Source organism: Treponema sp. UBA6852 (assembly GCA_002449305.1).
Classification (GTDB): Bacteria; Spirochaetota; Spirochaetia; order Treponematales; family Treponemataceae; genus Treponema_D.
This window is the reverse complement of sequence record DKDI01000006.1, coordinates 116936-131828: the sequence shown is the minus strand read 5'-3', so window position 1 is coordinate 131828 and position 14893 is coordinate 116936. Positions and strand designations below refer to the sequence as shown.

Here is a 14893-nt window from a genome sequence, read left to right as displayed (position 1 = left end):
CTGCTGAAAGGTGCAGTACAGACTGTAACCATAAATGCGGTGTTTGCAATACAAAAGAAAAAATAGGGGTTTTTACAGAGCAAAAGATAGAATCAGCTTTAAAATGTATAAAAAATAATACAGTTGATATTCCTTTGCAGATGCCTGAATGTAATATTCCGGTTCTTTATAGAGTAATTTTCAATTTTACAAGAAAAAACGGCGGAGAATTTACTGCTTATTTGTCTCAAGTTGAAATTTTTCACAAGGCTGTTTTACGTTCTGGGCTGAATTTCGTGTTTTCATCTGGTTTTAATCCGTTGCCGCGCTTGGAATTTGCTTCTGCAATGACTTTGGGAATTCCTTCCTTTGAAGAAACCGCATCCTGTTTGCTTTATGAAAATATGGAAAGTTCCGACTTTGTTTCGAAAATGAATAAAGTTTTGCCTTCAAATTTGCAGATTACAGAGGCTCTTATTTTTCCCGTGACGAATATGAGAAAACGTGAATCCCTGAGCCAGGGACTTTGGGGCGGAATTTATAGATACAGTTTTTATTTTCCAGCAGGCACTTTTTTTGAATCATCACAATATAAAGAATTTCTTGAAAAAAATTCAGCCGCAAAAATTGAGTGTATTGGAAATAATGAGTATCAAGCGACTTTGCCAGTCAGTGATAAAAGTTTCCGCATTGCAATTGAATCCTTTTATGAAAAAAAGTGGTATGAAATTGTCTGCATAGAAAAACTTCATACGTTTGCAAAAAATCAAATAAACGGCTGGACTGCGGAAGATGAAGAGATGTGGAGAAAAAATAATAAGAATTTTGTAAAGTCAACTTCCTGCAAAATTGAGCAAGCTCCGGTTTCGTATATGGAGCTTTATTCGCAAATTGCAAAAATAAATATTGAGCTTATAAACAAGCGGAAAGAACTGCAAATTGAGCAGGAAGAATTTTTAAAGTTGCATCCTGATTTTAGAGGAAAAATTTAGCTAAATATAAAGAAACATAAGAAATAAGTGAGTTATAATATATTTTAGTAGACAGAATGCGCATTATAGTCAGTAATGTATATTCCCAAAACTTTTCTTTTTCGGAAGAAAACTGAATTTAAATCAGTTGCTCGAGTTTTTCCTTTATAAATTCACTTTTACTTTTTAAGTCGATTGCTTCGGTTTGCAAGATAATTTGGTTTGGCTTGGCTGAGTTTAGTTTTACGCGCCCAGAACTTGTTTTTATCAGTCCTAGAAGTTTGTCAATGTTTACTTTTGAAACTTTGCTGAATTCGACTTGGACAATTCCTTTTTTTTCTTTTAAAGAACTTATTGATAGCTTGTTGCAGATTATGCGGATTTTTGCAAGGCTTAAAAGGCTGCTTACTTCATCTGGAATCGGACCGAATCTGTCAAAGAGTTCTTCCCAAACTGAATTTAATGAATCTTGAGTTTGAACGGATGCGATTTTTTTGTAAAGCTCCATTTTTGTCTGTGCGTCTTTTATGTAGGTATCTGGGATGAATCCCGTGTATTCCAGTTCAAGAAGAACTTCTTCTGGCGCTGTCCAGTTGCTGCTTGAAAGTCTTTCTATTGCGGAATTTAAAAGCGTTAAGTACATTTCAAATCCGACTGCGTAAACTTCACCGCTTTGGTCTTTTCCAAGAAGATTTCCTGCGCCTCGTATTTCCATGTCTTTCATTGCAATTTTAAATCCAGAGCCTAATTCTGTAAAATCGCTTATTACTTGAAGCCTTTTCATTGCAACTTCGCTTAAAGCTTTGTTCTGCGGATAAAAAAGATATGCATAAGCTTTTCTGTCGCTTCGCCCTACACGTCCGCGCAACTGATAAAGCTGGCTTACTCCGTACATATCCGCACGGTCGATTATTATCGTGTTTACGTTTGGAATATCGATTCCATTTTCTATTATTGTAGTTGCCACTAAAATATGAAATCCGCCCATCTTGAATCTTCTGAAAATGTCATCAAGTTCTTCGCTAGTCATTTTTCCGTGCGCAGTTTCAACTAGCATTTCGGGAACAAGTTTTTCAAGTTTCAGTCTTGTTTCTTCAAGCGTTTCAACTCTATTGTGAAGGTAAAAAACTTGACCTCCACGCTGAACTTCGTTTCTTATTGCCCGGGCGACTTTTTCATCATTGTATTCTTCGATTGCAGTTTCGATTGGCTGTCTGTTTTGCGGCGGCGTTGTAAGGAGCGACATATCACGGATTTTTAAAAGACTCATGTGCAGCGTGCGTGGAATTGGAGTTGCGCTCATTGCTAGGCAGTCGATGTTTGTTTTTAGAGTTTTTAGCTTTTCCTTGTCTTTTACGCCGAATCGTTGCTCTTCATCAATTATCATAAGGCCAAGATTTTTAAAAATGACATCTTTCTGAAGAATTCGGTGTGTGCCTATGAGAACGTCTATTTCTCCGCTTGCAAGTCTTGAAATTATCTTTTTTTGTTCCGATGGAGAAACAAATCTTGAAAGCTGTGCGATTGTAACTGGAAAATTTCTGAAGCGTTCCTGACAGTTTTCAAAATGCTGCTCTGCAAGAATTGTTGTCGGCGCAAGAAATGCGACTTGTTTTCCGCCCATTACAGCCTTGAATGCTGCTCGCATTGCAATTTCTGTTTTTCCGTAGCCAACATCTCCGCATACAAGCCGGTCCATCGGAACTGGTTTTTCCATGTCCGCTTTTATTTCCTGTGTCGCAGAAAATTGGTCGGGCGTATCTTCATAAGGAAAGGCTGCCTCAAATGCTGCGTTCCATTCTGTATCCTTTGGAAACGGAAAGCCGCGTGAAGCTTGGCGTTTTGAATACAGATCTATAAGTTTTTCTGCAATTTCTTCAACTTTTTGCTGGACTTTTGCTTTCCTTGCGCTCCAGCTTTTTGAGCCGATTCGGTCGAGCCTTGGTTTTTCGTTTTCGCTTCCTATATAACGTTGAACCATATTTACTTGCTCGATAGGAACAAAAGCAATTTCCTCATCGGCATATTCAAGTTTTATATAGTCGCGTTCTGTACCCATTGCTTTTACGCGCTCAATTCCTTTGAAAAGCCCGATTCCATAATTTACATGGACAATATAATCTCCTGGAGTCAGATCCACGAATGTGTCTATTGGCTTTGAATTTACTTTTTTAATTGACTTTGGCGTATTTTTTTTGCGGCCGAAAATTTCATTTTCCTGAATGACAAGAAGTTTTTCGTCTGGAATCATAAATCCGGCTATTAAAGCCTGCGGAAGAACTTGAACTCCAGAATCACAAAATTCCTTTATAATTTCTTTTATTCTTAAAGCCTGGTTTCCATTGTCAGCAAAAACGAAAATGTTATATTTCTCTTTTAAAAATGATGAAAGCTGCTCTTTTAAGTAATTTATGTTTCCGAAATAGCTTTGCCCTGCTTGTGATTTTATTTCTAGCGATGTGTTGAATGAAATGGATTTGTCTTGAATATTTTCTTCAGAATTGCTTAGCGTGTCTAAAGTTCTGAATGCAACAAGTTTTTTACATTCTGTTGCCAGATTGAAAAAATCAAGCTGCATGGTTGCAGGGGGAAACACTGGAATATTTTGACGCGCAAGCCTGTATGCCACCGTATATTCATTTTCTAGCATTTTTTCTGCATTCACAAGTCTGTCCCAGTCGAAAAAATAAATATCTGTATTATTTGTTAAGTAGTCTAAAATTGAATACAGTTTGTCAAATAGAACCGAATAATACAATTCTTCGCCTTCTGTTTCTTTGAATTCGATAAGTTCGGCGAGTGTTCTGTCTTTTTCTTGTTTTGCGGCATCTGTAAGAGCAAGGTGTATATTTTTTTTGTCTAACAATCGATTGTTAGCATTGGTTTGTATTTCTGTTTTATTTTCATTAAAGTCTGACTGTTCGTTAGTTTGTGAATTGTTAGTTTTGTTATTACTTATTTCTGCCGAACGTTCGTTTGTTGATTGTTTTTTTGATTTATCATAAAGGGCAAAATCATTTTTTATGCCGGCTTCATCCTCTTTTTTCCATTCACTTTCTAGTTTTTCAATAAGTTCTTCTGTCCAAATAATTTCCTTTTGTGGATAAATTACAAGATGCTCTATGTTTTCCTTTGAAGTCTGAGTTTCTGGATCAAAAAGTTTTATTTGGCTTATTGTGTCAAAATCGAATACAATTCTGTGTGCGAGTTTTTCTCCGCTCATAAAGATTTCGAGGACTTCACCGCGCAAAACGAACTCACCTTTCATTCCGATTTTTGGAACTCTAAGATAGCCCTGCTCCGCCAGTTTTTCCGCCAGTTTTTCTGGATCAAATTCCTGTCCTTTCTTTAAAACTGTAACCAATGTTTTTGTGTATGAAATCGGCGGAACTGGAGTTAAAAAAGCTCTTTGTGTTATTATGAAAACTCTTGGCTTTTCAGAAAATGGATTTTTTACTGCAAGTTTTGCAAGGATTCCTGCTCTTTCTCCAAAAACAGCTGAGCCTTTTGCCGCAGGTCTGTATGGAATTGTTCCCCACCAAGGAAATTTAAAAATTTCTACAGAATCTTCAAAAACTGTATTTAAATCTGTTTCGCATTCGTCAGCTTCTTTTTGAGTCGGAACAACTATGACAATATCTTTTTGGAACTGGAAAAATTTATTTTCATACTGAGTTTCATGGATGCAGTTCTGTCTGTACCTTTCTTCGGTCTGCCTGATAAAAAAAGCTGGAAGGCTTCCTTTTAGCCCTGAAATTTGCAGCGGAAAATCTTCTGGCTTTGCGTCTGCGCACTTTATTGCGGCCGAATGAAATTCATTGCAGGAATTAATAAGATTAAACAGTGGATTTTGACTTTTTGTTGATAATGTATTTTTCATAATTGACCGATAATTAATTATATAGAATAATCTGCTTATTTTAGCTTTATTTTAGGGAATTGCAAAGCCCTGTAAATCAAAAAAAGAGGTTTTCCTCGGGAGTATTTTTGTGAACATTAAACGCTTTTTGCTTATGGTTATATCAATTTCCTGTTTTTTTGCCTATGCGCAGGTTCCAGAAAAATCAGAGCAGAAACTTGAAAATGCGGAAGTTTCAATAAAGTTTTATGATAGAACTGTTTATTATCCGGGAGACTCGGAAAATAATCCTGTTTATGTTTATATAACAGTTTCAAATAAAGGCTCTTCCACTTTGAGATTTAAAATCGCTGATGACAAAATGTTTTCCGTGGATTTTATTGCTTTCAATGTAAAAAAGACGCAGCTTCCTTCAACTCAAGGACTGATAAGAAAGCGCACTACAAATCAGACTGTGTATTTCCGCGAAATTTCCCTTGAACCGGGCGAAGAATATTCTTTCCGTGAAAATCTAAAAGACTACCTTGAAATAAAAGATCCTTCTATTTATTACGTTGAGCTTAGATTTTATCCGGAACTTTATAGAAACAAAAATGTCAGCTTGACTTCAAACCGACTTAGCCTTGAAGTCCGCCCTAGCCCGTCCGCAGCCTCGTCATCTGCACTTCCTGTTGAAACAAACACTGCGGTTGTTCTTCAGCCTGAAGACATAAGTCCGGATCGTGTTGTTGAGCAGACAATTGTTGCGCGCCAAAAAAGCCTTTGGGATCAGTTCTTCCTTTATATGGATTTGGAGGAAATGCTCAAGCGTGATCCTTCCCGCGGAAGAAAATACAATCTTGTGAGCGCAGATGAGCGAGCTGATATGCTTCGGTCATTTAAAGCTGACTTGATGCTTCAGTGGATTGACTATGATATTGTGGCAATTCCGTCTAAATTCAAAATTGAAACAACTTCATATTCGCAGACTGAAGGCACTGTAAAAGTAATTGAATGGTTTAAAAATGACAACTTCATGGAGCGCAAACGCTATACTTACTATGTCCGCCAGCGCGATGGAATTTGGCAGATTTACGACTATACAGTAGACAATTTGGGAACTGAATAATGGCTGAAGCAAAACGAGCCAAGTATTTCTGTGAAGGCTGCGGTTCAGAAGTCGCTCCGAATGCAAAATTTTGTCCAAAATGTGGGCGTTTTTTTGCTGCGGTAAGATGCCCGAACTGCGGCCACATAGGAACTGTAAGAAATTTCTTAAAAGGCTGTCCGGCTTGCCATTATGCGGTAACCCAGGAAGAACTCTACGGAACTTCTGAAAACGTAAAAGATTCAGAAAAAAAACAACTTTCACGAAAATCACGAAAAAAAATAAAAAAAGCTTTTAAAATCCATGAAAGTTCAATTTTCTCTGATGATGTTCCTGCATGGCTTTTTGTGGCGAGCATTATAGCTTTGATTGTAGTTTTTGCGATTTTATTTATGAGATGCAAAAGCTGAAATTTTGTTTTCTTTTTATGAATTCAGCTAAATATATTTGACAAAAAACTGATATTTAAATATACTGTTCAAATCTTGCCCAGGTGGTGGAATTGGTAGACACGCTAGTTTCAGGTACTAGAGTCCGTAAGGATGTACGAGTTCAAGTCTCGTTCTGGGCATTTTTCAGTCTTTTATTGCATTTTCTATTATTTCAATCATTTCATAGAAGTCTTTTACTTCTGCATATAGCGGATTTTTCTGCTCGATTTTTAGTTTTCCTTGCCGTTTTCTGTTAAGATACAACGTGTTTATTCCAAGTTTTCTGGCTGGAATTATGTCATGCTCCGTGCTATCTCCGATGTACCAAGTTTCGCTTTCTGATGAATTTGCAAGTTCCATTGCTTTTTGAAAAATTTTCAAGTCCGGCTTGCTGATTCCAACTTCTGAAGAAATTATAATCGGGTTGAAAAAATCTGTTACGCCGGCTTTTTTTAGCTTTGACCGCTGATTTTCAGAATCGCCGTTTGTTATAATTCCCATTTGAATATTTAAATCTGAAAGTTTTTTTAATACAGGAATCGCATCTGAAAAAAGATTGTATTCCTTTTCATAAGTTGACCAATAAAGGCTGAATCTTGAATCAAGTTCATTTTTTGATTTTATTGGGTTTCCGTTGAGTTCGAATATTTTTACAATTCTTCCCTTTCGCTGCTCGTCAAATGTAAGTTCCCCTGCTGAATATTTGTCAAAGAAATGCTGAGCCCATTTTTTCCATTGAATGCAAAACTCATCAAAATCCATGTAGATTTCATTTTTATATTTTTGAAAAACTGCTTTTATTCCAAGATTTTCCGCAGATTCAAAATCCATTAACGTTCTGTCCAAATCGAAAAAAAATACCATAAACTTAAGTTATCATTTTTTTTGCTTATATTCTATAGAAAGAAATTGTTTTAATTGGGTAAGTTTGAAAAGCTCAATTACTACAGTAATAATATGTTGATTAGCGCACTAATAAGGAGTCAATTACTGCACTAAATGGGTGTTTATTAGCGTACTAATAATGAGGCATTTAGTGCAGTATTTAAAAGGCAATTTAGGAGAAGTTGCTATAATTTGTCTTTGCAGCCGTCTGTCTTGCGGCGTATTGCATATATTTTAGAATTAATATTTCTAATTTCTCCTTTCTCTTGACAAAATTTGTGATTTGACTAGACTTTTTGATTATGCGTGCTACAAGAGCTTTGATTCATTTGGATAATTTAAAAAACAATATTATAGAAATAAAAAAATGCTTAAAGCCTGAAACAAAAATGTGCGTTGCTGTAAAAGCTGATGCCTACGGACATGGTTCTGTTCCTTGCGCAAAGGCTGCTCTTGAAGCTGGCGCAGATTATCTTTCTGTTGCGACTTGTGAAGAAGGCGTTGAGCTTAGAAATGCTGGAATTTCCTCGCCTATTCTTATGTTAAGTCTTTGTACTCCAGATGAAGTTGAAGAAGTTGTTTCCGCTGGAATTACGCCTTTTGTTTTTGATGAAGAATATATAGAGCTTTTTTCTGTTGCCTGCAATAAACTTGGAATAGAAAATTTTGCGGTTCATCTTGCAGTTGATACAGGAATGGGCAGAATTGGATGTCTTCCTTCTGAAGCTGGAAAAATTGCGCTCAAAATAAAAAACTGCAAAAATCTTGTCTTGGGCGGAACTGCGACTCATTTTGCGCTTAGCGACTGTGTTTCTGAAAAAGGAAAATCGTATACAAAGTTTCAGTTTGAAAATTTTCTTGAGGCAATCAGCAATATAAAAAAGGCTGGAATTAATCCCGGACTTTGCCACTGCGCGAATTCTGCCACTACACTTGATTCTCCTGAAATGCATCTTGACATGGTTCGGCCAGGAATTATTGTTTATGGCTATTATGCAGATGAAGTTTCAAAAGAATATTTAGCTTCAAAAGGAAAAAGTGTGGAACTAAAACCTGTTATGACTTTAGAAAGCTGTGTTTCTTCGATTCGGCAATTTAAAAAAGGAAACTTTGCAGGTTATGGATGCAGATGGGAAGCCAAATCTGATACCAACGTTGGAGTTATTCCTGTTGGCTATGCAGACGGATGGTTCAGGCGGTTTTCTGAGTGCGGTGTGAAAATTGCAGTAGATGGAAAAAACTATCCTATTTGCGGCCGTATTTGCATGGATCAGTGTATGATAGACTTGGGTGCAGACTGTAACGCAAAACGATGGGATAAAGCCATTTTATTTGGGGACAGTTCGGATGGAGCTTTGCAAACTGCCGATGACATTGCGCGTCTTACAGGTACAATTTCATACGAAATAACCTGCGGAATCTCAAAACGTGTCATTCGTGTCTTTGTTCAGTGAGAAAACTGCACAATTGTTTTCTGTGCTAAAAGATATTTTTTTACTTCCGCAACTAGATAGAACGAGCCTGTAACTAGAACAGTAGCCTTTTCTTCTGCGGCCTTGGAAAGTATGTACGGAATGGCTTTTAAGTAATCAGGAATTGCAGTATATTCTATGCCGGATTTTTCAAAAGCTGCCTTTAGCCGCGGAAAGTCGGATTCTTTTGTTCCTCCTGGCACGGTTAAAATTATTTGGCTGAATTTTCCTTTGAATAATTCTGCGATTTCCTCTGCATTTTTGTCTGCCGCGCAAGCAAAAAGAAGGTACGAATCATTTTTTTCATTTGGAAAAAGGTTACAGAATGTATCCATTGTAAAGCCGATGCTTTTTACAGTGTGCGCCCCGTCTAATATTAAGTTTGAAATATCCTGAAACTTTGAATTTGCCAAATCGACTGGTTCAAATCTTCCTGGGAGAATGGTTTTTTCAAGTCCTTTTTCAATTGTACTTTCATCAAGATTTGGAAGTATTGTTTTTACAGCCAGTGACGCAACAGCTGCGTTTTTTGCCTGGAACTCTCCTAGTAGCGAAAGAGAAACATTTAAAGGGCGTGAAAATTTTTCAGAATCCAAGGAAAAACACATTTTTATTGAATTTTGTCTAAAAAAGTGTACATCGTGAGAGATTGTTGAATTTTGCTGTATATTTTTGTATACAACTTTAGGTATTTTACAGTGTTCATCTGTGAAAAGAATTGGAGCGTTTTTTTCTTTTGCAATTTTTCTAAAAACATTTTTTACTGATTCTTTTTGCCCGGAAACGATTACGGGAATTCCTTGCTTTATAATTCCTCCTTTTTCTGTGGCGATGAGTTCTTCTGTGTTTCCAAGATATTCTGTGTGTTCAAGTTCAATTTGGCTTATGCAGCTGCAAGCTGGAGTTATTACATTTGTTGCATCAAGTTTTCCTCCGATTCCAACTTCATAAACTGCATATTTTGTTCCGGCATTTTTAAAGCACAACATTCCAAGCAATGTTGCAAGCTCAAACCAAGTGACAGGTCTTTTTCCGGGAAGCTCTTCGGTCTTAATGGAATTTATGCTGTCTATAAGCTGTTTTACAGACTCTTCGTAGACTTTTTCAGGAAAGGGACCAGAAGCTGTACCTATTCTTTCGTTGAAATTCAAGATATGTGGCGATGAATACAAACCTGTGTAATATCCGGCTTCTTCCAAAATACAGGCAATCATTTTTGAAATTGAACCTTTGCCTTTGCTTCCTGCGACATGAAAGCTCGGACAGCAATCTTGCGGGTTGTAAAGACGTTTGCAAAGAAATTCCATCGTGTCGAGCCAAAAAATATTTTTCTTTGGAGTTTTTTCAAAGTTCAAATACTCTTCGGCAAAGTTTTCAAAGACACCGATTGCAGATTTTTTTTCATTCATTTATTTGCCTCTAGGAATTTTTCATAAGTCCATTGGCTTATTGAATATCTGTAATTTATTGATTTTATTGCCTCTCCATTTTTTTTCAGAGAAGAAAATGAAGGTATAACAATGTAAGAGTCATCTTTTTTGTAAATTGAATAAACAGCTTTATTCGTATTGCTGAATATTCTTGAAATAACTTTTTCCGGCTTGATATTTTCTGACGGTGAAAGATACACAAGCTGCCCTCTTCTTAGCTTTGCGGAAGCTTCATTTTCATCAGCTACGCATAAAGGCTCTATGTACGGATCAGCCCAGAACGAGGCATCTTTAAAAAGAAAATTTGAGACAGAAGTTTTTGTTTCCCAAACTGTCTGTTCTTTTGATGTTCTGAATGAAATTCTTTCAGTGATAGAATCTTCTATTCCAAAGAAAAATTCTGAAACTTTTTCACTTCCATTTTTGAAAAAAGTTATGCGGCATGAATTTTTTTCATCTACGCCAAGGCTTGCCCAGGACGAAACTTTTTCAGCTTTTTTATACAAAGTGTTTTCTTTTTCGGCTTCTGCTAAGAAATTTTTTATTGTCTGAATGTCGCAAGGCCAGTTTAGCGTCATGTTTGAGTCGTCATCTGTTCCAAGCCATATATTATCTTTCTGTGATATTATAATTTTTTTTCTTTCCTTTGCGTTATAAATTTCAATGAAAGAAATTTCTTTGGCATTGCTAATGAATTTCAGTTTTGAAGTTTCTGGAATATTTTTTCTTGACAGCGGAAGAAAAAGAAGCAGCAGAACTAGAACAAGAATTATGTCGAATCCGTAAAATATAAGAAGAGCTTTTTTTGATGAAATGCGCTTCATTTGTTGAACCTCCTTCTCTTTGAAAAGAAAACAAAACCTATTGTTAGGTTTATAAATATTGGCAGAAAACATGTTATAAGAAGTGTTTTTATTGCAGCTTCTCTTAAATTTTCATTGCTGATTTTATAAACTGAAGTGTTAAATGTTGTTTTATTTTTTAAGGTTAAAAGTTCATCCTCACCATTTAAAATAAAAATTCCATTACATAAAAAATCAAGGCTTCTTGAGTCAACATCTAAAATAGAATTTGAATTATATGAAAGCAGCGAATCTGAAAAAGCATATTGATCTGCAAAAAGTATTAGAGACGGGGATTTTTCATTTTCCTTTGCAGAGAAAGCGCAGACTGAAAAAGATGAATATTCTTGCTCTGATTCAGCTGTCTTTGGAACTGCAAAAGGATTTGTTATAAAACTTTCTGTTCTTGGAATTTGCCATGAGCGACTGCTTGTAAAAAGAATCGGAACTGTTTTTAAGTTTTCAATTTCTGCAACTTCATCGTCAATATCGAATGCGCAAGGCCAAAAAAGTGAAAGCCCGGAAACTGCATTTTTCTGCGCCCTTAAGGAAATCCAAAGTGGATAATTTATATATTCTGTCTGAGATGCTTTTTTATTTCCATTGACATCGGAATTGCTTGTCATTGTAATTCTTAAATTTGAAATGTCGCAAGTCAGAGTCTGTTTAAAATAAATTCCAAAAGTGAACATAAGCCGCTCAAAAAGCTGATTGGATTCATTTTGCTTTACAGACCAATTGTCTTCAAAGTCTATTGAATAAGGCTGGCTTGCAATAAAAACTTTTCCGCCATTGAGAATAAATTTTTCAAGAACTTTGCAATCGCTTTTTGTGAACTTGTCGCTTCCGAAAATAATCAGAGGAATGTTAGGAAGTTCATCAAACGAAATATCAACGCTTGAGCTTTTTTCAGAAGGAAGCGATGTTTGGATTACTGAAAATCCTTCCGCCCCAAGATATTGAAAAGCAAGATTGTAGCCGTTTGCAAAAGATGAGGCACAGACGACTTGAACTGGATTTTCTTTTTCTTCAACAAGAGATTTTATTTTTCTAGTCAAATCAAATTCTAGCCTTGATATATTCAGCACAAATGGAATTGTTTCGCTTTTTCCAAGGTAGTCAATTTTTATAGCTGAATAAACATTTGTGATACTTGCAGAATCTGCGGAAGAAGTTCTAATCGGATAACCTCTTATTCCTGCTTCTGAAAGTTTTTTTGCAATGTTTTCTTTTGCCGGATTTATAATTTCAAGTGAAACTTTTTTTGATTCCCCTGCATAGCTTTGTAAAAAATCAGTTACATCTTTTACTTGCGGATAAAGGCTTTTTAATTTGGGGCTTAAATAATAAGAAATTGAAACAGGATCTTCAACTTGGCTTAAGATTTTTTTGCTGTATTTACTTATGCTGAAATTTTTTGATGAAGTAAAATCAATTTTAAAATTTAAGTTTTCATTTACAATTGTAAAAAGTAAAAATGAAAATAAAAATGCGCGTTTTAATTTTTTTAAATAAACAGACTTGTTCCCTTTTTTGTGTTCCTGAATAAAAAATGCAAGTGCATAAAAAAATACAGCGCATGAAGCAAAAAAAAGAAAATCAGAAATGCTGAAAATTCCTTTTGAAAAAGAATCAAATCTCCAGGCGAATGAAATGAATTTTATTATTGCGCTTAAGAATTCCGGCTGATTAAAATAAAGCGGAATGTTGTGAATTGAATTTATGATTGCAAGAAAAAATGCTGAAACTACAAAAGAAACTCCAGCGGATTTTATTATGCTGAAAATAAAAATTACAAAAGAAACTGATGCGGCAAAGTAAAATAAAATTCCTATAAAGCCAATGAAAACTTGAGAAATTTCAATATCGCCAAAAAAAGAAACGCAAACTGGAACTAAGACAGAAAGCAATGTTGCAAAGCAGCAAATAAAAAAAACTGAAAAAAATTCTGGAAAAAATATAAAAACTGATTTTAAAGGAAAATCTTTTTTTACATTTGAAGAAATTGAAATTAGCCCTGGCAAAAATAAAATGCAGGCTGGCGGAAATGCTGAAAAAAAACTATGCAAGTCTGTAGAACCAGCTCCAAGAAAAAACTGCTGCCCAACAAAAAATCTAAGGCTTATGAAAATTCCGAATGCGGCAATTAAAATATATGTGAACGGATTTATTGCAAAATTAAAAAAATATCTTTTTAAAATATATTTCATTGTGATTTTTCCGTGGCGAGAATAAACGCTTCTTCAAGATTTTTACAGTTAAATTTTTTTACTATTTCTTTTTCAGTTCCGCAAGCTGCGACTTCTCCGTTTGCAATTATGTAAATTCTATTGCACATAGAAACTGCTTCTTCAATATGGTGCGTTGAAAAAATAATTGTCATTGAGCTTGAAAGATTTTTTAGCTTTTTTCTGAACGAAGCAATTTGCGCTGGATCTAATCCTGCTGAAAATTCATCAAGAACAAGGATCTTTGGAAGTTTACAGATTGCTTTTGCGAGGCTCGTTCTTTGTTTAAATCCTTTTGAAAGCTTTGAAATTTTCTTATTGAAAACTTCTTCTAGTCCACAAATTGTAGCTGCCTTTTTTACAGTTAAATCAGCTTCGTTTTTTTTCTGTCCTGAAATTTCAGCTTCAAAAAAAAGAATTTCTTTTACTGTAAGGCTTGAATCAAGTTCTGGAATTTCTGGAACAAAAGCCGTTGCCTTTTTAAATTCATCAGTTTCTTCAGTTCCGCAAATTCTTACAGTTCCGCTGCTTTGGTAATGAAGTCCGCATATTGCTTTTAAAACAGAAGTTTTTCCGGCTCCATTCGGCCCAAGAATTCCAGTGATAGAATTTTTTTCTGCATAGAAATTTATATTTTTGCAGGCTGAAAATTTTCCGTAATTTTTGCAGAAAGAAATCAGTTCAACTTCATTCGACATAAGGAATCTCTATTCTCATTCTGTCTTTTGTAAGGCGTGCTTCTGGATAAATTTCTTGCGCCTGCTCTAAAAGAACATTAAGCTCTTTGTCGTTGTAACGCGGACTGTAGTGAATGAGACCCATTCTTAGCGCATTGGCATCTCTTGCAATTGTGGCTGCCTGACGGGATGTCATGTGTTTTTTTTCTTTTGCCTGATCTTCACATCCGTCTGCAAACATCCCCTCGCAAATCAAAAGATCGCTGCCCTTCACTTCTTTTGCAATCGACGGAAGATACATTGTATCTGTTACAAAACTAAATTTACGTCCGCTTCTGTTTTTTCCAACAACTTGCTCAGGCTTTATTTCAATTCCGTCTTCATTCACAACGCTTTCGCCGCGCTGAAGTTTTCCCCACAAAGGGCCTTTTGGAATTTTCAAACGTTCTGCTTCTTCCGGATTGAATTCTCCTGGACGGTCAAGTTCTTCCAATGTATATCCTACACAAGTTTTTGTATGCTCAAGAGGAAACGACCTTATATAAAATCCGTCGCCTTCATAAACTACGCCCGGCTCTGTTATTTCTTTAACAACAATAGGATAATTTATGTACATATCCAAAACTTTGCGGCTTGTTTCTATATATTCTGCGATTTTCGGTGGACCAAAAATATAAAGAGGTTCGGTTCTGTCAACTTGAGAAGAAAGCATAAGAATTCCGGGAAGCCCTGTAACGTGGTCTGCATGCGTATGCGAAACAAAAATCGCATTGATTTTTTTCCATTTTAAATTAAGCCGCCTTAAAGAAACCTGCGTGCCTTCTCCGCCGTCAAATAAAAACAAGTCTCCGTCGCGCCGAAGCAAAACTGATGTAAGGTGGCGATATGGCAACGGCATCATTCCTCCGCAGCCCAAAATAAAAGCTTCCATATTCATGGAAACGATTTTATACAAAAAAAAGACTTTCTTCAATCTAGCGTATTTAAAATTCCTGATGTAACCTTGCAAGTTTGATTTTTATTTACTATAAT

At 35.8% G+C, this 14893-nt stretch carries 11 protein-coding genes and 1 tRNA gene; 5 read left to right on the top strand and 7 right to left on the bottom strand.

Going from position 1 to position 14893, the window contains the following annotated elements:
- Window positions 1-971: DUF2344 domain-containing protein (locus B3209_RS01995; RefSeq protein ID WP_296689714.1), on the top strand; the 971-nt coding region annotated here is incomplete at its 5' end.
- A gap of 118 nt (window positions 972-1089) precedes the next feature.
- Here the strand turns inward: B3209_RS01995 and mfd are convergent.
- Complete coding sequence (gene mfd / locus B3209_RS01990; RefSeq protein WP_296664074.1) at window positions 1090-4830, bottom strand: transcription-repair coupling factor; 3741 nt, start codon at window positions 4828-4830, stop codon at window positions 1090-1092.
- 109 nt (window positions 4831-4939) lie between these two features.
- Between mfd and B3209_RS01985 the strand changes: the two genes are divergently transcribed.
- The 3 genes from B3209_RS01985 to B3209_RS01975 all read left to right on the top strand — a co-directional run bounded on the left by B3209_RS01985 (window position 4940) and on the right by B3209_RS01975 (window position 6467).
- Complete coding sequence (locus B3209_RS01985; protein ID WP_296664073.1) at window positions 4940-5917, top strand: hypothetical protein; 978 nt, start codon at window positions 4940-4942, stop codon at window positions 5915-5917.
- A complete protein-coding gene (locus B3209_RS01980; protein WP_296664072.1) occupies window positions 5917-6306 on the top strand; it encodes a zinc ribbon domain-containing protein in 390 nt (129 codons plus the stop codon). The genes B3209_RS01985 and B3209_RS01980 overlap by 1 nt, the downstream gene beginning before the upstream one ends.
- 77 nt (window positions 6307-6383) lie before the next feature.
- A tRNA-Leu gene (locus B3209_RS01975) sits at window positions 6384-6467 on the top strand.
- A gap of 4 nt (window positions 6468-6471) precedes the next feature.
- On the opposite strand, the gene B3209_RS01970 is transcribed toward B3209_RS01975, so the two are convergent.
- Window positions 6472-7191, bottom strand: a complete 720-nt coding sequence (locus B3209_RS01970) for an HAD family hydrolase (RefSeq protein WP_296664071.1) — start codon at window positions 7189-7191, stop codon at window positions 6472-6474.
- A 323-nt stretch (window positions 7192-7514) separates the two neighbouring features.
- Between B3209_RS01970 and alr the strand changes: the two genes are divergently transcribed.
- The gene (gene alr / locus B3209_RS01965; RefSeq protein WP_296664070.1) at window positions 7515-8666 is read left to right on the top strand and encodes an alanine racemase; all 1152 of its coding nucleotides are present in this window, start codon (window positions 7515-7517) and stop codon (window positions 8664-8666) included.
- Here alr and B3209_RS01960 read toward each other — a convergent pair.
- From B3209_RS01960 to B3209_RS01940, 5 genes are read right to left on the bottom strand one after another with little or no spacing between them, the layout of a single operon-like run.
- Window positions 8660-10093 (bottom strand): bifunctional folylpolyglutamate synthase/dihydrofolate synthase, encoded by a 1434-nt coding sequence (locus B3209_RS01960; RefSeq protein ID WP_296664069.1) that lies wholly within the window; start codon window positions 10091-10093, stop codon window positions 8660-8662. The two genes, alr and B3209_RS01960, sit on opposite strands and share 7 nt — an antisense overlap.
- Complete coding sequence (locus tag B3209_RS01955; protein ID WP_296664068.1) at window positions 10090-10938, bottom strand: hypothetical protein; 849 nt, start codon at window positions 10936-10938, stop codon at window positions 10090-10092. The genes B3209_RS01960 and B3209_RS01955 overlap by 4 nt, the downstream gene beginning before the upstream one ends.
- Window positions 10935-13166: a GldG family protein gene (locus tag B3209_RS01950; RefSeq protein WP_296664067.1), complete on the bottom strand. Its 2232-nt coding sequence runs from the start codon at window positions 13164-13166 to the stop codon at window positions 10935-10937. Before B3209_RS01950 ends, B3209_RS01955 begins: the two co-directional genes overlap by 4 nt.
- Window positions 13163-13882 (bottom strand): ABC transporter ATP-binding protein, encoded by a 720-nt coding sequence (locus B3209_RS01945; RefSeq protein ID WP_296689713.1) that lies wholly within the window; start codon window positions 13880-13882, stop codon window positions 13163-13165. Before B3209_RS01945 ends, B3209_RS01950 begins: the two co-directional genes overlap by 4 nt.
- A complete protein-coding gene (locus B3209_RS01940) occupies window positions 13872-14798 on the bottom strand; it encodes a ribonuclease Z (protein WP_296664065.1) in 927 nt (308 codons plus the stop codon). The genes B3209_RS01945 and B3209_RS01940 overlap by 11 nt, the downstream gene beginning before the upstream one ends.
- Window positions 14799-14893 lie beyond the last annotated feature (95 nt).

Excerpts from the sequence above, each read along its gene's own strand:
- mfd (WP_296664074.1), bottom strand. The coding sequence starts at position 4,830 with ATGAAAAATACATTATCAACAAAAAGTCAAAATCCACTGTTTAATCTT.
- B3209_RS01980 (WP_296664072.1), top strand. The coding sequence starts at position 5,917 with ATGGCTGAAGCAAAACGAGCCAAGTATTTCTGTGAAGGCTGCGGTTCA.
- B3209_RS01970 (WP_296664071.1), bottom strand. The coding sequence starts at position 7,191 with ATGGTATTTTTTTTCGATTTGGACAGAACGTTAATGGATTTTGAATCT.
- alr (WP_296664070.1), top strand. The coding sequence starts at position 7,515 with ATGCGTGCTACAAGAGCTTTGATTCATTTGGATAATTTAAAAAACAAT.
- B3209_RS01960 (WP_296664069.1), bottom strand. The coding sequence starts at position 10,093 with ATGAATGAAAAAAAATCTGCAATCGGTGTCTTTGAAAACTTTGCCGAA.
- B3209_RS01955 (WP_296664068.1), bottom strand. The coding sequence starts at position 10,938 with ATGAAGCGCATTTCATCAAAAAAAGCTCTTCTTATATTTTACGGATTC.
- B3209_RS01950 (WP_296664067.1), bottom strand. The coding sequence starts at position 13,166 with ATGAAATATATTTTAAAAAGATATTTTTTTAATTTTGCAATAAATCCG.
- B3209_RS01945 (WP_296689713.1), bottom strand. The coding sequence starts at position 13,882 with ATGTCGAATGAAGTTGAACTGATTTCTTTCTGCAAAAATTACGGAAAA.
- B3209_RS01940 (WP_296664065.1), bottom strand. The coding sequence starts at position 14,798 with ATGAATATGGAAGCTTTTATTTTGGGCTGCGGAGGAATGATGCCGTTG.